This window comes from Photobacterium swingsii (assembly GCF_024346715.1).
GTDB lineage: Bacteria > Pseudomonadota > Gammaproteobacteria > Enterobacterales > Vibrionaceae > Photobacterium > Photobacterium swingsii.
Map to the genome: position 1 here is coordinate 3,532,121 of NZ_AP024852.1, position 23,540 is coordinate 3,555,660.

28 protein-coding genes are annotated in these 23,540 nt (G+C 46.8%); 9 read left to right on the forward strand and 19 right to left on the reverse strand.

Going from position 1 to position 23,540, the window contains the following annotated elements; translation table 11 throughout:
- Window positions 1-37 precede the first annotated feature (37 nt).
- From flgL to flgB, 11 genes are all read right to left on the reverse strand, one after another.
- Window positions 38-919, reverse strand: coding sequence for a flagellar hook-associated protein FlgL (flgL, locus tag OCU77_RS16000; RefSeq protein WP_239686033.1), 882 nt, complete (start codon window positions 917-919; stop codon window positions 38-40).
- Between the two features lie 58 nt (window positions 920-977).
- Window positions 978-2,384, reverse strand: coding sequence for a flagellar hook-associated protein FlgK (gene flgK / locus OCU77_RS16005; protein WP_048899846.1), 1,407 nt, complete (start codon window positions 2,382-2,384; stop codon window positions 978-980).
- Window positions 2,381-2,890 carry a rod-binding protein gene (locus OCU77_RS16010; RefSeq protein WP_053111866.1) on the reverse strand — a complete coding sequence of 170 codons (510 nt, stop codon included), beginning with the start codon at window positions 2,888-2,890 and terminating at the stop codon, window positions 2,381-2,383. The genes flgK and OCU77_RS16010 overlap by 4 nt, the downstream gene beginning before the upstream one ends.
- Entirely contained in the window at window positions 2,890-3,999 is a 1,110-nt protein-coding gene (locus tag OCU77_RS16015) for a flagellar basal body P-ring protein FlgI (RefSeq protein WP_169773267.1), read from the reverse strand. Before OCU77_RS16015 ends, OCU77_RS16010 begins: the two co-directional genes overlap by 1 nt.
- On the reverse strand, window positions 3,999-4,658 hold the full coding sequence (gene flgH, locus OCU77_RS16020) for a flagellar basal body L-ring protein FlgH (RefSeq protein WP_048899845.1): 660 nt from the start codon (window positions 4,656-4,658) through the stop codon (window positions 3,999-4,001). The genes OCU77_RS16015 and flgH overlap by 1 nt, the downstream gene beginning before the upstream one ends.
- A gap of 10 nt (window positions 4,659-4,668) precedes the next feature.
- The gene (gene flgG, locus OCU77_RS16025) at window positions 4,669-5,454 is read right to left on the reverse strand and encodes a flagellar basal-body rod protein FlgG (RefSeq protein WP_048899844.1); all 786 of its coding nucleotides are present in this window, start codon (window positions 5,452-5,454) and stop codon (window positions 4,669-4,671) included.
- A gap of 87 nt (window positions 5,455-5,541) precedes the next feature.
- A complete protein-coding gene (gene flgF / locus OCU77_RS16030) occupies window positions 5,542-6,276 on the reverse strand; it encodes a flagellar basal-body rod protein FlgF (protein ID WP_107303047.1) in 735 nt (244 codons plus the stop codon).
- A gap of 13 nt (window positions 6,277-6,289) precedes the next feature.
- On the reverse strand, window positions 6,290-7,546 hold the full coding sequence (gene flgE / locus OCU77_RS16035; RefSeq protein ID WP_048899843.1) for a flagellar hook protein FlgE: 1,257 nt from the start codon (window positions 7,544-7,546) through the stop codon (window positions 6,290-6,292).
- A gap of 31 nt (window positions 7,547-7,577) precedes the next feature.
- Entirely contained in the window at window positions 7,578-8,264 is a 687-nt protein-coding gene (locus OCU77_RS16040; protein ID WP_048899842.1) for a flagellar hook assembly protein FlgD, read from the reverse strand.
- A gap of 11 nt (window positions 8,265-8,275) precedes the next feature.
- Window positions 8,276-8,695 (reverse strand): flagellar basal body rod protein FlgC, encoded by a 420-nt coding sequence (gene flgC / locus OCU77_RS16045; RefSeq protein ID WP_048899841.1) that lies wholly within the window; start codon window positions 8,693-8,695, stop codon window positions 8,276-8,278.
- A gap of 5 nt (window positions 8,696-8,700) precedes the next feature.
- Window positions 8,701-9,075, reverse strand: a complete 375-nt coding sequence (gene flgB, locus OCU77_RS16050) for a flagellar basal body rod protein FlgB (protein ID WP_107303048.1) — start codon at window positions 9,073-9,075, stop codon at window positions 8,701-8,703.
- Window positions 9,076-9,149: 74 nt separating this feature from the next.
- Here flgB and flgA point away from each other — a divergent pair, with 74 nt between their 5' ends.
- The 3 genes from flgA to OCU77_RS16065 all read left to right on the forward strand — a co-directional run bounded on the left by flgA (window position 9,150) and on the right by OCU77_RS16065 (window position 10,735).
- Window positions 9,150-9,920 (forward strand): flagellar basal body P-ring formation chaperone FlgA, encoded by a 771-nt coding sequence (gene flgA, locus OCU77_RS16055; RefSeq protein ID WP_084711840.1) that lies wholly within the window; start codon window positions 9,150-9,152, stop codon window positions 9,918-9,920.
- A gap of 105 nt (window positions 9,921-10,025) precedes the next feature.
- Complete coding sequence (flgM, locus tag OCU77_RS16060) at window positions 10,026-10,301, forward strand: flagellar biosynthesis anti-sigma factor FlgM (RefSeq protein ID WP_048899839.1); 276 nt, start codon at window positions 10,026-10,028, stop codon at window positions 10,299-10,301.
- On the forward strand, window positions 10,301-10,735 hold the full coding sequence (locus tag OCU77_RS16065) for a flagellar protein FlgN (protein WP_048899838.1): 435 nt from the start codon (window positions 10,301-10,303) through the stop codon (window positions 10,733-10,735). The genes flgM and OCU77_RS16065 overlap by 1 nt, the downstream gene beginning before the upstream one ends.
- 25 nt (window positions 10,736-10,760) lie before the next feature.
- On the opposite strand, the gene OCU77_RS16070 is transcribed toward OCU77_RS16065, so the two are convergent.
- From OCU77_RS16070 to OCU77_RS16105, 8 genes are read right to left on the reverse strand one after another with little or no spacing between them, the layout of a single operon-like run.
- Window positions 10,761-11,195 (reverse strand): flagellar FliJ family protein, encoded by a 435-nt coding sequence (locus tag OCU77_RS16070; protein ID WP_048899837.1) that lies wholly within the window; start codon window positions 11,193-11,195, stop codon window positions 10,761-10,763.
- Between the two features lie 10 nt (window positions 11,196-11,205).
- The gene (gene fliI / locus OCU77_RS16075; RefSeq protein WP_048899836.1) at window positions 11,206-12,537 is read right to left on the reverse strand and encodes a flagellar protein export ATPase FliI; all 1,332 of its coding nucleotides are present in this window, start codon (window positions 12,535-12,537) and stop codon (window positions 11,206-11,208) included.
- A complete protein-coding gene (gene fliH / locus OCU77_RS16080) occupies window positions 12,530-13,237 on the reverse strand; it encodes a flagellar assembly protein FliH (protein WP_048899835.1) in 708 nt (235 codons plus the stop codon). Before fliH ends, fliI begins: the two co-directional genes overlap by 8 nt.
- A gap of 8 nt (window positions 13,238-13,245) precedes the next feature.
- Window positions 13,246-14,253, reverse strand: coding sequence for a flagellar motor switch protein FliG (gene fliG / locus OCU77_RS16085; RefSeq protein WP_048899834.1), 1,008 nt, complete (start codon window positions 14,251-14,253; stop codon window positions 13,246-13,248).
- A complete protein-coding gene (gene fliF / locus OCU77_RS16090; RefSeq protein ID WP_048899833.1) occupies window positions 14,240-15,937 on the reverse strand; it encodes a flagellar basal-body MS-ring/collar protein FliF in 1,698 nt (565 codons plus the stop codon). The genes fliG and fliF overlap by 14 nt, the downstream gene beginning before the upstream one ends.
- Window positions 15,938-15,950: 13 nt before the next feature.
- A complete protein-coding gene (locus tag OCU77_RS16095; protein WP_048899832.1) occupies window positions 15,951-16,295 on the reverse strand; it encodes a flagellar hook-basal body complex protein FliE in 345 nt (114 codons plus the stop codon).
- Window positions 16,296-16,315: 20 nt separating this feature from the next.
- Complete coding sequence (locus OCU77_RS16100; RefSeq protein ID WP_239686032.1) at window positions 16,316-17,815, reverse strand: sigma-54-dependent transcriptional regulator; 1,500 nt, start codon at window positions 17,813-17,815, stop codon at window positions 16,316-16,318.
- Window positions 17,812-18,684 carry a MotY family protein gene (locus tag OCU77_RS16105; protein ID WP_048899831.1) on the reverse strand — a complete coding sequence of 291 codons (873 nt, stop codon included), beginning with the start codon at window positions 18,682-18,684 and terminating at the stop codon, window positions 17,812-17,814. The genes OCU77_RS16100 and OCU77_RS16105 overlap by 4 nt, the downstream gene beginning before the upstream one ends.
- A 637-nt stretch (window positions 18,685-19,321) precedes the next feature.
- Between OCU77_RS16105 and OCU77_RS16110 the strand changes: the two genes are divergently transcribed.
- Genes OCU77_RS16110 through flhB form a run of 6 tightly spaced genes read left to right on the forward strand, consistent with a single transcriptional unit; the run spans window position 19,322 to window position 23,528 of the window.
- Window positions 19,322-20,230, forward strand: a complete 909-nt coding sequence (locus OCU77_RS16110) for a flagellar motor switch protein FliM (RefSeq protein ID WP_048899830.1) — start codon at window positions 19,322-19,324, stop codon at window positions 20,228-20,230.
- A complete protein-coding gene (gene fliN / locus OCU77_RS16115) occupies window positions 20,223-20,582 on the forward strand; it encodes a flagellar motor switch protein FliN (RefSeq protein WP_048899829.1) in 360 nt (119 codons plus the stop codon). Before OCU77_RS16110 ends, fliN begins: the two co-directional genes overlap by 8 nt.
- Entirely contained in the window at window positions 20,582-21,310 is a 729-nt protein-coding gene (gene fliP, locus OCU77_RS16120) for a flagellar type III secretion system pore protein FliP (RefSeq protein ID WP_048899828.1), read from the forward strand. Before fliN ends, fliP begins: the two co-directional genes overlap by 1 nt.
- 41 nt (window positions 21,311-21,351) lie before the next feature.
- On the forward strand, window positions 21,352-21,621 hold the full coding sequence (locus OCU77_RS16125; RefSeq protein WP_048899827.1) for a flagellar biosynthetic protein FliQ: 270 nt from the start codon (window positions 21,352-21,354) through the stop codon (window positions 21,619-21,621).
- Window positions 21,622-21,627: 6 nt separating this feature from the next.
- Window positions 21,628-22,404, forward strand: a complete 777-nt coding sequence (gene fliR, locus OCU77_RS16130; protein ID WP_048899826.1) for a flagellar biosynthetic protein FliR — start codon at window positions 21,628-21,630, stop codon at window positions 22,402-22,404.
- Window positions 22,401-23,528 carry a flagellar biosynthesis protein FlhB gene (flhB, locus tag OCU77_RS16135; protein WP_048899825.1) on the forward strand — a complete coding sequence of 376 codons (1,128 nt, stop codon included), beginning with the start codon at window positions 22,401-22,403 and terminating at the stop codon, window positions 23,526-23,528. The genes fliR and flhB overlap by 4 nt, the downstream gene beginning before the upstream one ends.
- Window positions 23,529-23,540: the final 12 nt, after the last annotated feature.

The following is a 23,540-nucleotide window of genomic DNA, read 5'->3' on the forward strand; positions in this document are numbered from 1 at the left end:
CCCATGTAGGCAAATCACAGACTCACCCACAGAGGCATTACATCAATTTAAACAGCGATAAATTCTGTACTTTGCTGTACGTCATTTGCGTCGCTTGCAGCGCAGCCATTTGAGTATTGAGCTCTAAAATCGCTTGGCTGTAGTCTAAATCTTTCACATCGCCGATCAGTTTATCATTGATGAGCTTATTATCATCATGCGAACCTGAAATCATGGTCAATGAATTTTGCTGACCACCGACATCCGTTAACGCGCCATTGATCGATGACAAGGTGCTTTTAATGTCTGCTTGTGCTTGCGTGACACTGCTGGTGAGGTTGCTTCCATCAACAGCGGGGTTACGCAGATCATTAATCACGCTATCTAAGGTATTGAAAATATTATCACTACCATTAGAGAACATCACATCTGCCGTCTGGTTCGCTGGAATCGACATCGATTCTGCAACCTGCACTTCACGCTGATCGCTGTTACCTTGGTAAACATATTTACCTGTAGCTGGATCTTTCACGATCGGTTGAGTATCAGTTTTGGTGCCAGCAAAAATGTAATCGCCGTTAGGGTTCTTACTGTTCGCAATATCCGTTAGCTGACCCAAAATGCCATCCAACTCCGTTGCAATTGCTTCGCGGCCTTCCATGGTGCTGTTGCTCGCATTCAGTATGCCAGTCACCAATTCTTGCGCACGCAATACCGCAGTATTTGAGGCATCAAGGTGTGATTCAGTCTGGCCTAACTGAGTCTTCAAGTTCGAGATATTCTTTTTAAACTGAGAAATATCGGCTTGCTCACGATCCAGCATCATCAGCTGTACGGCACCAAGCGGGTCATCCGATGGCTTCAGCATGCGCTCGCCAGAGTTAAGCTGAATAAAAGTCTTGTTCACACCTGTTGTCGAGCTCTGCATGCTCGTCAACATAATATTGTTCATTTGCGAGGTGCTTATCCGCATCATTCAATCCTACTGGTATGTTTAATTAGCGGAACATCGACAAAGTGACATCAAACAGCTGTTGAGCGGTTGAAATCACTTGTGCATTCGCTTGATACATTTGGGTATACGTCATGATGCTAGCCGCTTCCTCATCGAGGTTAACGCCGCTTTTGCTATCACGTTCGCCTTGTGCCTGATCAACCAAGGCCGCAGAGGCTTTAGTGTCGGCTTCAAGCTGCGCGGTACGAATCGCCCAATCACCGGTTAAACCTGTGTAGTTGCTGTAAATTGACTTACCATTAAGCTTATCAATCGCCAGTTCATATTTTTCCAATGCTTCTGGTGTCAGCTTGCTCTTATCTACATTAACCGGCGCATTTTTAAGCTCAATTAAACCTTTAAGGTTGTCACTGTTGCCCGGTTCATCTGCAGCAGACGAAAACGCTAATTGCTTAGGGTCATCAACCAATAAGGTCAATTTTGATGCTGCGCCTTCAACGCTATCCACACCACCAAAAACGGCTTTACCCGCATCGCCATTTAAATCAAAACCTTGTTGGTGCTTCTCATTAAATTCAGTAGCAAAACTATAAGCCATGACATCCAACTCGCGGCGTAAGCCTACCAGTTCATTGTCACGGTAATCCACTAAGCCACCAATGGTGCCGCCCAAGTTATCATCTAGCGCAAGGTTAGTATCACCACGCTTCAAGACTAACTCGCCATTATGATCTTGGCTCAATTGGCTTGCGGTGGTTCCGCTAACCAGTGTTTGCCCCTTGGCCATAGTGACAGTCACTGTGCCATCATCATGATACGTTGGATTCACATCCATCATTGATGACAACTGGCGAATCGCTTCATCACGCGCATCAAGCAAGCTGCTTGCCGCTTCGCTGTTACCACCCACATCACGGATACTGCTGTTAAGGCTCGCAATGCTTGCCATCAAAGTATTGGCATCGGTGATCGACGCATCTAGCTGGCCTTTAACCTGCGTTTCTTGGCTATCAAGTTGATTGCTTAAGTTATTAAAGCGCTGCACCATCGACTTACTTTCACTGACAATCGTCTGGCGATAAGCAATGTCTTGTGGCTTCGCAGAGGCTTCATTAAGGCTGGCATAAAAACGGTCTAGACCTGTACTGATAGAGGTACTTTTATTGTTTAATACCGTTTCTGTTTTTTGCATGTACTGCGAACTGATCGCATTGTAACCCCACGAGCCGCGCTGACGATAAATCTGCTGGTTCAGGTAGTTATCCGCCATGCGTTCCACGTTACTTACGCCAACCCCAGCACCACTGTTATTGGCACCAGTTACCGCACCAAAACCAACACGTTGGCGGCTGTAACCTGGGGTCATCACGTTAGAAACGTTGTGGGCTGTCACAGAAAGGCCTGCGTTCGCAGCATTCATGCCGGACAAGCCGATATTAATCAAACTCATAACTCTTCGTCATCCATCTGGATTTTCAAATGCTGCGACAGCGGAGTAGTATTCCCCCACCAGTGTGGCAACTTAACCTGGTTACCGGATTGCAATCTGGTGTCATTCGCTGGGCTAAAATTCCCAGCTAACGATTCAATCGGTGTCTGTTGATTAACAGCGACCGCCTGTGGCTGTGGCTTAAATGCTTCATGCTGACCCAATTGTTTAATCAGCATGTCAGATATACCCATGCTCTGTTGCTGGCTCATTTCAACCGCAATTTGACTGTCGTACATTTCGCGGAAAAACTTTTGCTGTTTACTGTTGAACGGAGAGTCTTCCCCTTCATTCATCGACTCTGATGCTTTACGCATATGACGCAGCACAGTTTGCAAAAATACCGCCTCAAACTGATTGGCAGCCTGTTGTAGCGCTTGCTTTTTATCCGGATTTGCGGTGATTTTATTTAGTTCACTCATGTCGTTGTATAAGGCTGAGTGCTGCTCGTTATCGATCACTTTCATTACAGAATTACCAATTCACCATCTAGCGCACCTGATTCGTCCAATGCAATCAAAATTGACATCAGATCATTAGGTGATGCACCTAAACTATTCACTGCATCAACAATACTTTGCAGCGATGTGCCTTCGTTACCTTCAGGCCAAATAAAGACTTTGCCACGCTCTTGATCAATCGAGACATCTGACGATGGCGTAACTGTCGTTTTACCGTTGCTAAATGCATTCGGCTGACTCACGTTGTAGTTCTCAACCACACTGACTGTTAAGTTACCGTGACTGACAGCAGCGGTGTGCACTCGCACATCTTTGCCTACCACAATCGTACCTGTACGGGCATTAAAGACCACACGATCCAGTTTCTTCTGCTGGGCAACATCGAGGTTTTCAAGCATGGCTAAGAAAGTCACGCGCTGGCTCGCTTTATGTGGCGCACGCACACGGATACGGGCATGGCTTTCTGCTAATGCGACATCAGGGCCAAACACACGGTTAATTTCTTTTTCGATGTTACGGGCGGTATTAAAACCCGGCACTTTTAAATTCAAAATGACATCGGTCGACGTTAAGAACGACGACGGAATTTCACGCTCGATGATCCCGCCATTAGGGATCAGACCCGCCGTTGGGATATTGATTGTTATGCCAGTGCCACTGTTACCTTGGGCATTTACACCACCCACGACTAAGTTACCCTGCGCCATAGCATAGATTTGGCCATCGACCCCTTTTAGCGGCGTGAGTAATAACGTACCGCCACGCAGACTTTTAGCATCACCGATTGACGACACAGTGATATCCAGCGATTGGCCTTTACCAGCCAATGCAGGAATAGAGGCGTTCACCGCAACCGCGGCAACGTTTTTCAATTTAGGATCGACGTTGGCTGGCAGCTGCACCCCAAATTGACTCAGCATGTTTTTCACTGACTGCGAAGTAAACTTAGTTTGGTTTTTATCACCAGTACCGCTTAAACCGACAACCAAGCCATAGCCCACTAACTGGTTTTCCCTGATCCCTTGGATATCGACCAAGCTCAGCAAGGGGCGAGCAGAGGCCACAAGTGGAAACAGCACTAAACCTGCAGCAAAGAGTATGTGTTTTAATGTCATTAGATCGGGAACCATGAACTGTTAAAGAATCGAGAAAGCCAACCAGCTTCATTCGCATCAGCCAATGTGCCTCGACCTGAATAGGTAATACGCGCATCACCTAAACGTTGAGATGAAATGCGGTTAGAGCCGTCAATGTCATCCACACGTGCAAGGCCAGATAAACGAATATATTCATCGCCTTGATTAAGCTTGAGCCACTTTTCACCACGCACGCGTAGCACCCCATTTGGCATCACCTCAGAGACCAAAACTGTGATGCTGCCGCTTAAGGAGTTTTGCTGCGAACTTGATGATGCGCCTTTAAAGTCACGATCGCCTTTTAGTGAAAATTCACCTTCAGGATAGACAGTGCCAGCAATTTTCGGAACGCTAATACCAGTATTACTTTCTTTACCAAAAGAGGTACCCGCTTTTTTACTTGAGCGCGTTTGCTCATCCAACACCACAGTTAGAATATCGCCAATGCGAAATGCACGACGATCTTGGAACAGTGCCATGCCGTAGCTAGCATTAAATAAACTGCCGTCTTTATCAGGCGTAAATGTTGGATAATTGGTATAAGGCACCTCTTCAGGTGGCTGACGGTCAACCACACTAGAGACAGGGGCGCACCCTGTCATCACTAATGCCGCCAACAGAAAAATAATGCGCATCATCGCCTTACCCTTACATTGATTGGCTAACAAACTTCAGCATTTGGTCTGCACTTGAGACCACTTTGGCATTCATTTCGTAAGCGCGCTGGGTCGTGATCATGTTCACCATTTCTTCCACCACACTCACGTTAGAGCCTTCTAATGTGAATTGGCTAATAGCACCAATGCCGTCTTCACCACCCACACCTTCAATCGGTGCACCTGATGCGCCGCTTTCACGGAATAAGTTACCGCCCATGGCTTCAAGACCCGATGGGTTGGTGAAGTTTGCCAAGGTAATTTGACCGATTTCTTGCGGCTCAGGCTCACCTTGTACTTTAATCGACACCATGCCATCAGTGCCCACGCTCATGCCTGTCGCATTTTCAGGGATTTCGATGTTCGGGATCATTGGCAAGCCCGCAGCATTCACCAATGCACCTTCCGAGTTACGGTGAAATTGACCGTTACGGGTATAGGCGGTAGTACCGTCGCTTAGCTCCACTTGAAAGAAGCCTGCGCCCATAATCGCAAGGTCAGTCGCTTCTTGCGTATTTTGGTAACTACCCGTTTTCATTAGCTTTTGGGTACCAACAGTGCGAACACCGTTACCCAACTGTAAACCACCCGGCGCTTCATTTTGCTGATCAACCATAGAGCCTGGTTGCTTTTTCATTTGATAGAACAAATCTTCAAAGACAGCACGATCTTGTTTAAAGCCGACGGTATTCACGTTGGCAAGGTTATTTGAAATAACCTGCATTTGTGTATCTTGTGCCGCAAGGCCTGTTTTACTCACCCAAAGTGCTGGATGCATGACAAATTCTCCTGAATAAAGACAGCACCTTTAATGGCAAGGTGCTGGAAAGATAAAAACTAACGGGGCGTTAAGCACTGTGTGACGTTAACTACCGCGTACTAAGCGGTTACCCGCTGTCGCCAGTTGCTCGGCGGTTTTCATCATTTTGACTTGCAGTTCGAAATTACGAGCAAGGGAAATGTTATTCACTAATGCATCGATGGCATTAACGTTACTGCTTTCAAGGTAACCCGATGCCACAGTCACTGTGTCGTCAGCATCCGCCTGACCACCACCGCCAATCACGCGAAACAAACCGTCTTCACCTTTTCGCAGTTGGTTATTCTCAGGCTTCACTAACTTGAGCTGACCCACTTCCTGAATTAAACCACCGCCCTGAGGCACCACAGAAATGGTGCCATCAGAACCAATGCTTAACTGTTCGTATTCAGGAATAGTGATCGCGCCACCCGTTCCCATCACAGGTCGCTTGCCCAGCATTAGTTGACCATCAGGGCTTAACGTGAAGTTACCCGCACGGGTGTAGGCTTCGTCATTTTCACCGGCTTCAACAGCAAAGAAGCCCGCACCGCGAATGGATACATCTAACGGGTTATCCGTGTGCTGCATTGCGCCTTCAGAGAAATCAGTTCCCCCCGCACGCGCAGCCACTAAGGCGCGCGTATCGTAGCCTTGGCCTTTTACTTTGACGCTATCGGCCTGTTCGATATCGGTACGAAACCCCGTGGTATTCACGTTAGCGAGGTTATTCGCGTGTACCTGCTGCGCCATCATGACGCGGCTAGCACCCGACATTGCAGTGAACAATAATTTATCCATGCCCAGCCTCGACTTATAAGTTCTGGAACAGGATTTGAGTCATTTCTTGCGACACTTTGATGGTCTTCGCATTCGCTTGGTAGTTGCTTTGCGCTGACATCAAAGACACCATCTCATTGGTCAGGTTAACGTTAGAGTTCTCGTACATGCCGGTACGAAGCGCGCCCATTTGACCTGTACCTGGTGTGCCCAGTAATGGCGCACCTGACGCAAAACTTTGTGTCCAGCGCGTACCACCCGCCTGTTGTAGGCCTTCTTGGTTCGGGAAGCGCGCCATAAGCACTTGGCCTTGTGCTTTGGTTTGACCATTTGAATAACGAGCATACACAGTGCCATCACCTTCAAAGTACCAACCCGCAATTTGACCAGGCGCATGACCGTCTGGCGCATTTTTATTGATTGAGAATTCGCTACCGTATTGAGTCGTATCAGCCAGTGTCATACCAACGCTTTGTTTAGCGGCACCATTCTTAAACGCAAGATCAACCGACAAGGTATCGATTTTCATCGTTGGAGGTGTGGTTGAGTTATCCATCGCTGGAGCACCATTGACAGTGCTAAGTTTACCGTCGCTATCAAAGCCCATGGTGTTGGTCTGGCCTTTCAGCACGTCACCATCTAATGCGTAATGTACTTTCCATTCATTACTGGCGGTTTTTACGTAGTACTGAGTCACTTGGTGCTCACTACCCAATGAGTCATAAACGGTAGAGGTAACACTCGAGGTAAAAGTTGATGGGTCTTCTGGATCGAATTTATCATCAGCAGAATTCGTCACGATGGCAGCATTAGCATCAAGGTTAAGACCTTGGTGAACTTTAGTGGTGGTTTTCGCCGCCATGTCACCGGTGTCAACGCGCAGATCCGTCACAGTACCCGTTTGAATTTGACCTGACTCTGTCACACCATACCCCTGTAGGCGGTGACCATCACCCGATACCATGTAACCCTCAGTATCTAGGTTGAATACACCGTTACGCGTAAACATTTGCTGGCCATTGTTTTGCACCATGAAGAAGCCTTCACCGTTGATCGCCAAGTCACTATTACGGCCCGTACTTGTCGTACCGCCCGAAGTGAAGCTTTGACGCACTTGCGCTACTTCAACACCGTTCATTTCACCGCCGCCAAACTGGGGTGCATAAACATCTTGAAATTCAGTACGGGATGATTTGAAACCCACGGTACCGACGTTTGCAATATTGTGGCTGATTGAGTTCATCTGTTCGGATGTTGCTCGCAAGCCACTTAGGCCAACACTGATTGACATAAAAGATTCCTATCTACTTAATTTTTATTATTTACGCCGTAATTTCACGCATATCGAACATCGACATTTTGCCCACGCCCGCAAGACTTAATAACACCGCACCGCCATTGGCAGGGATGTTGACCGATTCCACTTCGGCAGCAATCATGATGTTTTGATCCCAAGCCTGATCGCCACTCTCAGCAACCACTTTGAACGAGTAAGTGCCCTTACCCAGCTCATCACCGTCAATTTCAAACTCAGCCATGCCTTTGCCTTGTGCACCCAATTTGATCTTGTCGACTTCTTTGCCTTTGTCGTCGTAAACAATCACGGTTGCACTATCGACCGGCTTATCAAACTGAACACGACCATTCAGGGTTTGACCTTCGCTAATATCCAAACCGTTTTTCACATCCATCAGCACTTTTTTGCCAACAAGGTTGGTCGCTTGCAGCATTTCCAAGTTAGTCATACCAATGTTCATGTTCATCATGCCTTGCTTCACCCCTTCCAAACTGGAAACGGCTGACATCATGCCCAATTGCGTCAAGTACTCTGTACCATCCGTTGGGTTTAGCGGGTTCTGATTTTGTACCTGCGCCACCATCATGGTTAAAAACTCATTGCTGGTTGGCGTCATGTCTTTTTGACCATTACTGGTCACTTGTGGCTCAGCATTCGCTTGTGTCGTCGTACGGTTGTACTGACCTGCCGTATTAATTTGCGGTAAGCTCATTGCTTATTCCCTTAGCTCGTTTGACCTAGGCGAAGGATGCTCTGCTGCATGCTGCGCGCTCGACTCATTACGTCAACGTTAGTTTCAAAGCTGCGCGATGCAGCCATCATGTCTGCCATTTCTTCAACCACATTCACGGTTGAATGAAATACATAGCCTTCTTTGTTCGCTTCAGGGTGATTAGGCTCGTAGCGACGACGTAATGGTTCATCACTTTCAATGACATCATCAATCCGCACACGTGTACCGGCATTAGGATCGTTCATATCCACCATCACAGAAGAAAAAACGGGGCGCTTAGCACGGTAACCATCCTGCTCGGAACCAGATACCACGTCGGCATTCGCAAGGTTACTAGCGACCGTATTTAAACGAACGCTTTGCGCTGTCATTGCAGAACCTGCAATGTCATAAATAGAGGAAAAAGACATAGGAATTATTGTCCGTTAATGGCCTGCTTCAGACCGCGAATTTTCATGTTCAAAAAAGTTAAGCTGGTTTCAAGATCCATTGCGTTGCCCGCAAATTTGGCTTGCTCAACGCCCAATTCAACTGTGTTGCCATCTTGTGCTGGCTGCTGTGGGTTGCGATACAGCAGTTCATGTGATTGCTGTGTTCTACGACGGCCTAGATGCTTAGTGCGGGCTTCACTCGCGACTTGATTCATTGCATCTTCAAAACTGATATCACGCGCTTTAAAATTGGGCGTATCGGTATTAGCCAAGTTACTCGCCAACACCTTTGCGCGTTGTGTTCGGAACTGCAATGTATTAGGGTGTACCCCCAATGCATCTTCAAAGTTGATTGCCATCTCACCCACCACCTTTAGATTGAATATCGACTATTAAGCAATTTTCATGCCACGCATTTAAAGTCAAAATATCAATGCCTTACACAAATAATTGCCGTTCAACACTCAATAAGCGGAAGTATGACTTCCGAGCGGAAATCCGCCACTTGTCACTTGTGCTCAGCCTGTTGATATTTGAAAGTACATTCAGTCATGCTGCGGTTGCGGGTAAGCCCGTCATGGCAGAAAAAGATCATCAACAGATCCGTAGTTATTTATATCGTGAGGTGGCACGTTTTGCGGGGAGCATTGGTAGTAATGACTTTCGCTTCGACCTTGATAAGACGGCCTTACCTACGTGTAATAGCCCCTTGAACATTAGTCGTCATCAAGGGCGTTCTCCGACGGGAAAAGTCACCCTAACCATTGAATGCCAACACCCTAAATACTGGAAATCACGCATAAAAGCAGACGTACGGGTTTATCAGAAAATAGTGGTGGCAAAAAACACCATAGAGCGCGACCAAGTCTTAACCGCCAATGATTTCAAACGGCGCCGCACTGATATTTCTTATGTCCGTCAGGGATATTTCACCTCTATTGCAGAATTAACCAATCAAGTCAGCAAACGGCGGATTACGGTGGGAAAAATTATCAGTCCACGTATGGTAGAATTTGCCAACTGGGTCGAACGTCACCAAGAAGTGATGATCGAGGCAAAGATGGGCAAGATGACAGCCAGAATGAAAGGGATTGCGCTAGAATCCGGCAGTAAAGGTGAGGAAATTAAAGTAAAAAATAGCTCTTCACATAAGACGATTCTGGCCACTGTGATTGGCCCTAAAAAGGTACAAACTCTGTTTTAAATTTCTTTTACGATGAGTTTTATAACAAAAGGCTAAAAAAGCAGTTAAGCTCTATGACAGCTGGTCGCTGTATACCAATAACCCTACTACCCTGTGAGTACATTCATGATTGGAAAAATTCACAACTCAATGTCATTACCTGTAAATGCTGAAAACCGCCCAACAGCGGGTAAAACAGCCATGACAGCGACGACAAAACAAGTTGAATTAAGCAGTGAAGTGCAGTCACTACAAAGTGCGAAAGCCGATCTCCAACACACTAATGATGTGGATATGGATAAAGTGGCAAAAATGAAGCAACTACTGCAGTCAGGTCAAGCATCGGTCGATCTTGATCAGTTGGCAGGCACTATGGTTGATTATTACCAAGGTAATCAATAATGAGCGACAACAGTAGCATGGTGAAAACCTTGCTCAATGAACTCAATCAAGATGTAGCCCACTATCAAGAGTTAGTTGCTCAACTGAAGCAACAACATGTCTTGCTAGTGAATCGTGACAACCAAGCACTGATTGGTCACAACCAGCAGCTACAGTCTTTGATGGCACTATTAAATCAGCATGCGACCAACCGCCATACGATTCTTACACGACTCGGTGTGACGGCAAACAATGAAGGCATGCAGAAACTATTAAGTAAACTGCCTCAGCAAGTGCAGCAAAAAGGCATGATGCTATGGCAAAAGCTGTATGATCTCACGCTAACCTGCCAAGAGCTCAACAACACGAATGGTCGTTTGTTAGCCCAACAAAAGCAGCTCATAGATCGCTTACTCAAGCCTGAGCAACAATATTGCTATGGTCCTGGCGAGTAATTTTCGTTACTCGCTAACCATTCCATCAGGTGATGCGCTGACGGTAAAACTTATTCGCTGACAATTCATCAAGGATCTTTTGCTGCTGACGCTCTTGCTTGAGGGCTATTTGATTCTGGCGTTTTTCAATAATTTTCTCACCCATTCGTACTTGGCAGTGCTGCTGCACCAAGCGTTCATTGGTGGTACGCAATTCAACCTCAGACATCGCTAATTCATGGCGCTGCAAATTCGTTAAATTATCCAGCTGATAACGAAAACGTCCAATCCCCTTTAACATCAAAGCCGATGCTTGCTGCCCCCCTTCAATACAATACTGCCCAGATAAACTTTCCAGCAATTCCAATCGCTGTTGATGCGCTTGATGCTGACTATTGACCTGACCAAATTCTTGCTGAATAGCATCAAACTGGCGCTGTTGCTGTTCACGCCAATGTTGCAGCATTTTCACTCGTCGCATGATGATTCTCTTAGGTTAACTGCATCATGGCATGCTGCGTTTGATCTAGCGTCACACGCTCTTGCATACCTTGCTGAAGAAACTGGCAAATTGCTGGGTATTGCTGTACCGCAATATCAAGATTAGGATCTTGCCCCGGTTGGTAACCCCCCAGTGCAATCAAGTCTTGAATTTGGCGATAACGCGCGTAACGCTGCTTAATTTGTTGCGCTTGCTTCAACTGTTCAGCGCTTACCACTTGCGGCATAGCACGGCTGATCGACTGCTCGATATCAATGGCTGGATAGTGACCTTGCTCGGCCAGTTCACGGTTCAGGACAATGTGACCATCCAAAATAGCGCGAGCTGCATCGGCAATCGGATCTTGTTGATCATCCCCTTCCGACAAAACAGTGTAGAAGGCGGTGATGGAACCTCGCTCGGTTGCGCCATTACCTGCACGCTCTACCAACTGTGGTAACAAACTGAACACCGAAGGCGGATAACCTTTGGTCGCGGGCGGCTCGCCAACGGCTAAGGCAATTTCACGTTGCGCTTGCGCATAACGTGTTAATGAATCCATCAACAGTAAAACATCATGGCCTTGGTCGCGGAAGAACTCGGCAATACGGTGACACAACACCGAAGCACGCAGACGCATCAAAGGTGGATCATCCGCTGGTGAAGCGATCACGACGGCATTTTTCATCCCTTCAGGGCCAAGGGAGTGTTCAATGAACTCGCGCACCTCACGGCCACGTTCACCAATTAGTCCCACCACGGTGATTTCTGCCGTGGTGTTACGTGTCATCATGCCTAACAACACACTTTTACCCACACCACTACCCGCAAATAAACCCATTCGCTGGCCTTTACCCACGCTCAACATACCGTTAATTGCGCGGACACCAACATCTAGCTGGGTTGAAATCGGAAGGCGCTGCAAAGGGTTAATCGTCTCACCTTGCAGGTTTATGCGCTGCTCACCATGGATAGCGCCTTTGCCGTCCAAAGGCTCACCCAAGCCGTTGAGCACTCGGCCCAACATGCTGTAACCCACATCAATTTTACTGTCACCATGCAAAGGCAACACACGGCTACCTGGCCGTAATCCCGTGGTATGACGGATAGGCATTAAGACGGATGCTTGACGATCAAAACCGACCACTTCGGCTTCCACCAAAGTGCCATGGTCGGTTTCAATCATGCAGCGCTGACCCGTACAGAGTCGACAACCTACGGCTTCCAAGGTCAAGCCAGCCATACGAGTCAAACGGCCCCAAGTACGAGCAACTGGGACTTCAGGTACCTGCTCTACCGCAGAGCTTAGTCGGGCGTTGAGCTCTTGGAATAAATCACGCATCGCTGAGTAAACTATCTCGAATCGAATCCATGCAGGTTTCTAATCGCTCTTCACTATCGGCAAAGGCTTCAGATTCACTGCTGGTTACACGACAGCTACCAATCGCTAAACTGTCGTCAGGCTGTAAGGTCCATGTTGCCACTTGCTCTGGCACCAATTCCACTAAACGCTGGCAATCTTGCGGATTCAAGTAAATCACTAAATCCGGTTTTTGCTCTGGCATTTGTGCGAGCGTTTCTTCAATCAAATGCACCATTTGGCCCGGTTTGAGAGTTAACTCGGCACGGATCACTTGGCGTGCGACTTTCTGTACTAGGTCGCAAATCATTTCACTTTGTTGGCGAACATGTTGCTGGAACACTTGCTGGATCTGCTGCATCAGGTGATCAACAGAAGCCGCGGTACTGCCCATTTGCTGTTGGACTTGAGCGACACCTTCTCGTACCCCCTGCTGACGACCTTGTTCAAGCCCTTGCTCATGACCCGCTTGTAACCCTTGGGCTACGCCTTCTTGGTATCCCTGCTCATGGCCTTTCTGTTGACCATCTTGAAAGCCATTATGAAATTCATCTTGGTATGAACCTGTGGTTTCATCACCAAATAAATCATCTTCTTCAGGCTGCATCAACGGCGGAAAGTGATAAGGGCGATACTGACCAAGCTGAGGATGCAATACATTACTCGGCTGATTCTTTTTCATTATTGCTCCTATTCCACCACGGGCTCACTAAAGAGCTGCAATTCAATCTCGCCTGCATCTGCCAACTGGCGTAGCGTCGAAACTAATTGATTACGAGCCTCTTCAACCGCACTTACACGCACTCGACCTTTACCTTCCATCGCTTCGCGTAGATACTGCGCGGCACGTTTTGGCATAGTGGCGAATACTTTATCCAGCAATTCTTCGTCAGCACCCTTAAGCGCAGTTGCCAGTAAGTCTTGATCGACCTCTTCCACCAAGCGCTCCAAGGTGTCTTCGGTTTGGCGCACCAAAATGCTGAAGTTGTACATTTGCGATTCAAGTTGTGCGACTAACTCTGGGTCAATCTCTTTTAACCCTGTCATCACTCTCTGGCTCTGATCACCCTGCAAGCGATTAATGATGTCACCCGCTTTTTGAGTACCATCAATCAAGGTGCTATTTTGCTGACCAACTTGCGCCAAGAACTTCTCCAGTAGCACGTGCACTTCTTGCATCATGTCTGGGTGGATTTCTTTTAGGTTTGCTAAGCGATACAACAATTCATCGAGGTTGTCTTGTGGCAGTTTCGCCAACAACCCTGTCGCCACATCAGGTTCAAGATAAGCCAAGAATACTGCCTGCATCTGCGGGTGCTCACCCGAGATAAGTTCAGCTAACTTGGCTGGCTCAAGCCACTGCAAACGCTGTAAGTTATGCTTGAGTGAATCACCGTAAATTGCATCAAGTAGCGGCTGTGACAATGATTGCCCCAGCGCTTTATTGAGCGTGCGCTCTAAGTAACTACGTGATGCCCCTGAGATCCCAGACTCACGTTTAAAGTCTTGGAAGAAGCGCTGAAACACGCCTTCCGCTTGATCTTTTTTTACGGCTGGAATACTGGCCATGGCAATCGATAATTGGCGCACTTGCTCACGATCGAGTTGCTGCAACACGTTAGCGGCAGCTTCCTCCCCCATGCTTAGCAATAAAATTGCGGCCTGTTCGATGCCTTGGTTGTTATCATTTGTCTGCATCTTTCGGGGTTATCCATTGTTTAACAACATGCGCAACACGTTCAGGTTCTTTTTCCGATAACGCTTGCAAGTAAGAGGTTTGAATTTCAAGTCCCGTTTCAGGACTTGGCAGCTCTGGCATGCTCTCTTCAGGCACCACAGCTGAACTTAATGCCGTTTCAGCCACCGCGGCTTTTGATGGCGCTTCGAGCTCACTATCCGCTGGTGTAATAGCATTACTGGTGTTCAGTGTCGCCACTTCACTTCCGCTTGGCGCTTTGCTCTCTGGTAACACACTATCTAGCACTGGATCTTTGCTGCGTTGACGCTCACCCGCCAATTGACGGATCGCAGGACGTACCACAACCAGTAAAATCACCAAGGCAACAATCGCGGAAAGAATGTAGCGTAAGTAATCTAGCCATACATTTTGCATCCACCACACAGGCTCTTCGGCTAACAGCTGTGCCTCTGCTTTATTGAATGGGTAGACATGTAAGCTAAAGCTATCGCCGCGTGCTGCTTCAATACCCATCGCATCTGTCAACATCTGACGAATGCTGTCAATCTTCGCTGACGGGAAAGCTTCTGGATCACCGTTGAGCAAGACAGACACACTTAAACGCTCAATCTGACCTTGTTGGTAGTAAGTGTGCTTCATGGTGCGATCCATCACGTAATCACGTGAATTTTCACCACGCTCATTACCTGCATTCGGATCGGTCTCTTCATCCCCCTCTTCTGGAGGACGATTACTCAAGGCACCGGGAACACCTTGCGCGGCTTTGCCTACACGACGATCGTAAGATGAGAACTCTGAACGCACAGTACCTTCAGGCGCGTACAATTCTTCTGTCGCCTCAGTGCGATCAAAATTCACTGCCGCGGCAACTTCTACTTGGAAGTTATCGCTACCGACCATAGGGCGAAGCATGCGAGAGGCTCGGTTAATGTACGTCGTTTCAAGCTTTTGCACATAATCAAGGTAGGCACTGCTGTTTTTACCATGGCGGCCTTCACCGACTAAGGCTGACAACAAGTTCCCTTGCTGATCGATCACATTCACCTGATCAGCTTCAAGCTCAGGCACACTACCAGCGACCAAATTAACGATGGCTGTTACCTGTTCAGCATCCAGTGTTTGCCCCGGTTGCAACGAGATAATCACCGAGGCTGAAGCTTGTTCTTTATCGCGACGAACAAACAAGGTTTGCTTTGGCATCGCTAAGTGAACACGAACATTACGTACCGCATCCAACGCCATAATGCTACGCGCGAGTTCGCCTTCAAGACCATGACGGTAACGCGCATTTTCAACAAATTGGCTGGTTCCTAAGCTTGAATCTTGGCTTAGAATTTCAAGTCCAGCAGGTAGCTGTGCTTCAACACCGGCAGCAGCCAGTGCTAAACGCGCCTTCCCCAAACTGTTACGATCAACCATCACGCTGCCCTTTTGCGGCTCAACGTAATAATCCAACCCTTTTTCTTCCAGTACCGCGATCACTTGGCTACGGTCAAACTGCTCTGCTTCACCATACAGCGGACGATACTGACTACTGCCCTGCCATAAGCCCAATACCACAGCGACAGTCACTAAGGCGGCAATAGCAGCCAATAAGCCTGCTAACCGCATGCCTGAAAATAAGCGGCCCATTCCTGTTGGACCTGCCATATTCACCAATTTTTGCTTCATTACTTCAGTCACTTAAGCATTCTCACTACACTGGCATTTTCATAACATCGTCGTACGCAGTCAGGAGCTTATTACGCACCTGCACCATAGCAGAGAAGGCTAAACTCGCCTTTTGGCTGGCTACCATAGCCCCCACTAAATCATCACTTTTCCCCGTATCAACCGCCGTCATTTTTGCCGACGCATCACGGCCTTGTTGATCCACGCTATTAAGGGTTTCAGTGATCACCGAGGTAAAATCAACGGCTTGGGTTTGCGGTGTTGTGATCGGGTTTGGTGCAATTTGAATTGCATCAAACGATTGAATTTGTGCCTGAACTTCAGCAATTTGGCTTAAAGGCTGTTGCATGGCTAACACGTTCTCTGACATAACAAGGTCTCTAAAAATGCTTAAGAAAAGTTATAGTTATTCGCTGAAAAATCAGCACTTTGGTTCGTAAGGATTTGTTCTACATCCATACCCTGTTCACGCATCGTTTGCAGCTTGTACCGCAAAGCGCGCGTTGATACGCCAAGCTCTTCAGCTGTTTTACTACGATGCCCATTAAAGCGACGCAAAGTCTCAATGATGGTATTAAATTCTGCTAGCTTACGGCTTTTGTGTAAGCTAGGTCGCTTGTTGCTGGCTTTCTCCGAATCCACAGTCACGTTCAATGGCTCATGTTCCACCGGCATGGTTGTCGTTGTGGTATTTGCCATCGAGGTTGCATCCATCGCAAGTAATTCTTCTGGCATACTCACTTCAGACTCAGTGACCAAGGGTTGGCCAGGCAACATCAAGTCTTGCGCACGGATCAAACAACCGTGGCTCATTACTAATGCGCGTTGGATTATGTTCTCTAATTCACGGACATTCCCCGGCCATGAATAGGCTTTAAGCGCACGCTTTGCTGAATCAGTGAAGTGCGTTGCAGCCTGCCCTAATGCCATATGGCGCTTAAGCAAGTGCTTAGCAAGCGGGATAATATCTTCAGTACGGTCACGCAGCGACGCGCAACACAATGGGAAAACGTTAAGACGGTAATAGAGGTCAGCACGGAAGCGACCTTCCGCCACTGCTTTTTCAAGATTCTGATTGGTTGCAGCTAACACGCGAATATCAAGGTTGATCTTCTGGTGGCTACCTAAGCGCTCAACTTCTTTCTCTTGCAGCACTCGCAGTAGCTTAGTTTGTAACGCCAATGGCAGCTCTGCGATTTCATCAAGTAGCAGCGTACCGCCATTGGCAATCTCAAGCTTACCCGGTTGTGCGGATGAGGCGCCGGTGAAAGCACCTTTGGCATGGCCAAATAGAATCGACTCAATCATGGTTTCAGGAATGGCCGCGCAGTTAATCGCAACAAACGGGGACTGTGCACGAGGCGAGGCATTATGGATAAAACGCGCCAAGATCTCTTTACCCGTACCACTCTCACCATTGATCAGAACAGAGGCATCAGTTTGTGCGACACGCTGCGCAAGCTGTAGCAGTTGCTTGCTTTGCGGCGCTTCCGCCACCACAGAGTCACATGACTGGTTGGTTTGCATAATACGCTGCACCAATTGGCCTAAGTGCGTATGACCAAATGGGATCAGCAGATAATCAGTCGCCCCCACTTGTAATGCTTGGCTAACCTGAGTGGCATGAGGTAATTCTGAGAGCACTGCAATAGGACCGTCGTAACCTTGGCGACGCACCAAGGCAATAATGTCTGCGGCTTCGCTACCATCATCGAGGCAAGCGGGTACTAATAACAGATCCCATGCTTGTTGATCTAAGGTGGTTAAGCAGCCCATCACATTGGTCACGCGGCTGAGTTGGTAACCTTCAGCTTCACCATTCGCTAATACGTTATCAAGCACCGTATGCTGGGGATGAAACATCAGCACTTGCCAAATTTTCTTTGTCATGAACCTGCTCCTGATTTTCTAACCAGCCGAACCGTAGCGCGACGATTTAATTGCAATGCCTGCTTATCCATTTCTGTGCTAACTAAGTAGCGATCACCATGAGAACGGATTTGTAATAATTTACGAGGAACCCCCAACTCAATCAGCATGGCTGCAACCTCTTCAGCTCGCTGGCGAGAGACACGCATCTTGCTACTAAATTGGCCGAGCTGATCGGAATAACCATCGACGAGCACTTTTTGAACCTGTGCATCAACGCGAATATATTCTGCAATCCCTTTCAACTTATTTATATCTTGCTTATTTAGACGCGAAGAAGCGGCATCAAAGTAAAATTCTGAATCTCTAATTTGTTGATAGTTATATGCTATTAATTGATTTTTACATTGCTGAAACTCAGCCATTGGCTCGCTAAGGTTTATATTTTGGATAACCACAGCGCTGTTTTTTTGACGCTCATCCGTCAAAGTTACTTTTATCCAACGGCCATAAATTAACTCATTAATAACATTTTCAGCATTATTTATTATTAATTCATCAGCAGACTGAGAACGTTGTACTGGCGTTTTTGAATATAAACTTACATCTGGAGTTGATGTCCAAAATGGTGATACTGATTCCACATCAACAATATTATTAAATGGCTTAATTTTAGTGGATTTTATCATTAACCGGGTTTTCTCCCCAGCTTCAGAAATAAGTTTCACTGAACCAAAATCTCGGATTTCATGAGAAAGAACACAAGAAGTTTTGCTTCCATAAAACCCCCAACTACTGTCATCTAATGCTGCCATCCACTTATTTTCTCGCGCATTAACTGCACAAGAAGCAACCACCATTACAGCAACAATGATTCCACGACAAACCATTATAAAGAACTCCAGAACAACCCTTAAACACCACCAAAGTTATTTGAAAGCATAAGAAACAGTAAAGCGACCGACTTTAAGGCGAACTTAAATTTTATTTCCCAAAAACCAAGAAAATAAAATAACTTTAAACTTTCAACCACTTATCAACAACAAATAGAAATAAAGACGACAATAGCCAGTGCGGCTACATATCATCTCAAATAACATGGGAATTTATTATTTCGTTTTAATTATACGCGCTAATAAGAATGCATTAGCCCTGGCATGTCAACTGTCAATAAAATGAACATTTAAAGTCAATAAAATGGTCAATTAATAATCCACCCATAAACACCAACTAAACAGTACGGTTGACCGTATATTATTCGAATACTAAAAGTGTATTGGTTTGACAAGATAACCATTATAAAGGTAGTCTCTCTCGCCAAAATGACTCAGTAATAAAAACAACTAAAATACCGATGTTAACCAATGGAAATTCACTTTTCCCGCTTTAATTATTTAAAACAAGCCGTTAACTTTTATTACTTATTTATTATCGTTTAATATAATTTATCAAGAATATCAGAGATTTTTTTCAACTTGATAGCCACCACTATCCATCGACTGTCAGTCTTATTATTTGCAAGTGATTATGACTAAAAAGAGTAAAATCATATCCAATACTGATCAGGTCGAAGTTCGCGATTTTGATCTTGCCAGCCCAGAACATCGTATCGGTGCGCTTCAAGCGATCATTGATAATGTCTGCAAACAATTTGAACGAACGGCTCGGCAGTCATATCACCATCTACTTCGCCATCCGGTATCATTTAGCCTTGAGCAACAAGATACGCTGAAAATCCAAGATTACTTGCAGCAAATGCCAAAGCCTTCTCTGTACCGTGAGTTTATTGTGTCACCGCACGACTTACACGGCACGATAGCGATTGATGGCGAACTGCTTTTCTTCATGGTGGATCTGTTCTTTGGTGGGCAAGGAAGTAGCCAGCGCAAGCGCACAGAAATGAGTGATACCGAATTACGCTTGGTTGAGCGTTTTTTCTGTGTTGCTCTGGAACATTTTTCAAACGGTTGGCACAGCATCACAAATTGGCAAAGTGCTCTTACTGAAAAGAATACACTGCGCCTTGGCAACATGATGCAAAACAACCAGCTCTACCAAGTCTGCCACTTCACGATGGAAGTCGCCGGACACAAAGGCTGGCTGGCGATCTCACTGCCTTTTGCTGGATTAGATTTTTTGCGTGACCAGCAAAAACCTATTGATATCGATACTGACCCAGAGCTTCAGGCCCGTATTCAAGCCAAAATCTGTCAGGCTCCTATGCACCTGACAACCACACTAGCAGAGCGTCGCTTGCCTTTGGGCAATGTGATGGATCTCAAAGCAGGTGACGTTATTCCGGTAGAGCTGCCGAGTGAAGTCACGGTGAAAGCGGGAAATACCGCCCTGTTTACCGCTCGTGTTGCTGAAAACAATGCCAGCCTCGTTCTTCAAGTTCAAAGCGTGATTAAGCAAAATAGGAATAAAAATGTCTGAACAAGCCTCTGATTTAAACATCGATCTTGATGACCTGGATCTTGGTAGCTTAGGGCAAGACCCAATGCCAAGCGCAATGAATACGCCAACGCAAGATATGAGCTTCATTCGCAATATTCCCGTTAACCTAACGCTGGAAGTTGCGAGTACCGAGCTGATGGTGGGCGATTTAATGAACGTCGGTCTAGGCACGGTAATCGAGCTCGATAAACTGAGCGGCGAAGCCATGGATGTGAAAGTCAACGGCACCTTACTCGGTCATGCTGAAGTCGTTATTGTGAACAACAAATACGGCCTACGTTTAGTGGATGTGGTTGATGACAACGACATGCTAAAAGGGTTAACCAAGTAATGCGCTACCTGGCTTTAATGGGCTTTTGGCTCTTTGCTTGTACGCCGGCCTGGGCACAAGATTTGTCATTACTGACCATTAATGGCCCTGCTGGGCAAGAGGAGTACAGTGTAAAGCTGCAAGTCTTCTTACTGATGACTGCGCTGGCTTTTTTGCCAGCCATGTTACTCATGGTGACCAGCTTTACACGTATTATTATCGTCCTGGGTATTTTGCGCCAAGCAATGGGCTTACAACAAAGTCCCCCCAACCGTATTTTGGTCGGCATCGCAATGACCATGACCTTGTTCATCATGCGTCCTGTGTTATACAACATCTATGACAATGCCGTTATCCCTTACCAAGAAAATCAAATGACGTTGCAAGAGGCGGCACAAACAGCGGCAAAACCGCTACGTCAATTTATGTTGCAACAAACACGAGAAACCGATTTAGAGCAGATCCTTCGTATCGCCAACGAACCCGCCCCTGCTAACTTAGACGATCTCGACTTTCTGATTGTGATGCCCGCATTCGTATTGAGTGAGCTGAAAACGGCTTTTCAAATCGGTTTTATGCTGTTCATTCCATTTTTGATTATCGACATCGTTGTCGCCAGTGTCTTGATGGCAATGGGTATGATGATGCTATCACCCCTGATCATCTCGCTGCCATTTAAGCTAATGATTTTCGTCATGGTCGATGGTTGGTCTATGACAGTAGGCACATTAACTGCCAGCTTTGGCTAAATCACATCCGCCGTTCATCGCTGGAAATAATGGGGTAAGGTATGGGTTCAGAATTTGTAGCTGCGTTTTTTGGTGACGCACTCGTTATCATCATCAGTATGGTTTGCGTATTAATTGTCCCTAGCCTGTTAGTTGGCTTAGTGGTCAGTATTTTTCAAGCCGCAACCCAAATCAATGAGCAAACCCTGAGTTTTCTACCACGCCTCCTTGTCACCTTGGCAATGCTGGGCTTTGCAGGCCCTTGGCTATTACGGACCTTGGGGGATTTATTTACCCGCTTGTTCCTCGATATCCCGCACTTGATCGGTTAACCCAAGATGGAGTTATCCGCTGCGCAGTTCACCGCATTAATCGGGCAAGTATGGTGGCCATTTTTTCGTATTAGCACCACATTAATGCTTATGCCGATTTTTGGTGGCAGCCAAATCCCCGTACAAGTACGCATCGCGTTAGCGCTCATAATTAGCGTACTGGCAGCACCATTAATGCCTGCAATGCCTGCGGTCGATCCCTTATCTGTTGAAGCCTTAATCTTGGCTGGTCAGCAAGTGATCATAGGTGCCATGCTGGCCTTATTGCTTGACCTACTCTTTGCCATTTTTACCACTATGGGCCAAATCTTATCGATGCAGATGGGTCTTGGTATGGCGATGATGAATGACCCTATCAATGGAGTCAGCATTCCAGCATTAGGTAAATATTATCAGCTCTATGCCTTAATGCTTTTTTTAGCATTAGACGGCCACTTAGTTGCCTTGGATGTGATGGTACAGAGTTTCAATATTTGGCCTGTCGGCGAGATGATGAGCCAAATGGCACTAGATACTATCATTATGCGCTTTGGCTGGATGATGGCTGCCGCGCTATTGCTGTCGCTACCTGCGGTTTGCGCCATGCTATTGGTCAACGGTTCATTCGGTATGATGAACCGCGCTGCGCCGCAACTTAACGTCTTTGCCCTCGGCTTCCCAATGACCATGTTATTGGGCCTGATCTGTTTACTGATCACGACATCTGGCATTCCTGAAAACTTCACCCGTTTAAGCAGCGAAACCCTATCGCTGATGTTAACGCTTGAGGAGGTACGGCCATGAGCAATGACAGTAGTCAGGATAAAACGGAACAGCCCAGTCAGCAGAAATTACGCAAAGCCAGAGAAGACGGTAACCTACCACGTTCTAAAGAGTTGGTGACCGCCCTGATGACACTGGGGAGTGCACTGCTGCTAACCGCATTTGGCGGCACTTTGGCGGAAATGTTTCGCCAAGTGACACAGTTAAACATGCGCTTATCCAAAGAAGCGGCTTTCGATACCAAGATCATGCTCCAGCACTTGAGCGAGAGTTTATGGCTAATGGTAATGGCAATCGGCCCTATGTTGGGCTTACTGGTCTTGATCACCATTTTAGCCAACCTCTTGCGCGGTGGTTGGAACCTCTCCGCAAAATCCGCCCAACCTAAATTTTCCAAACTTAATCCCATTTCAGGAATTAAGCGGATGTTCTCGACCAAATCATTGGCCGAGCTGATCAAGAGTATCCTCAAAGTCACACTGATCATCGCCACTTTGGTACTGCTGATCCGTAATACCCTAACTGATATTGTGAATTTGCAGCGCTTGCCATTGCCTGAAGCCATGCTGCAAACCGTGGATTTTTTGTGGCTAGGACTCTTTAGTTTTGGTTTAGCACTGCTGTTTATTGCCATTTTAGAGCTGCCATATTCGGGCTGGGAGTACACCAAACAGCTCAAGATGACCAAGCAAGAAGTGAAAGAAGAAAGTAAAAACAGCGAAGGTCGCCCTGAAGTGAAGGCACGTATTCGTCAGCTTCAACGCCAAATGTCACAACGCAGTTTAACCCAAACAGTCCCACAAGCCGACGTAGTGATTACTAACCCAACCCACTATGCGGTGGCATTGAAATACGATTTAGATAAAGCCGGTGCCCCATTTGTTATCGCCAAGGGGGTCGACCAAATGGCACTCCAAATTCAACAAGTGGCCCGTCGCTATGATTGCCCCGTGGTTGAGATCCCGCCGTTAACGCGTGCGGTCTATTACTCCACCAATGAGTGGCAGGAAGTGCCTGCTCCTTTATATGTCGCTGTTGCTCATATTCTGACGTTTGTCTTCCAAATGAAGGAATATCAAAAAGGGCGCCAGCCAAGTAAACCTGAATTTCCACGGGTTTCTATTCCCCGTGAACTTCGCCGTTAACGAGACCAATCT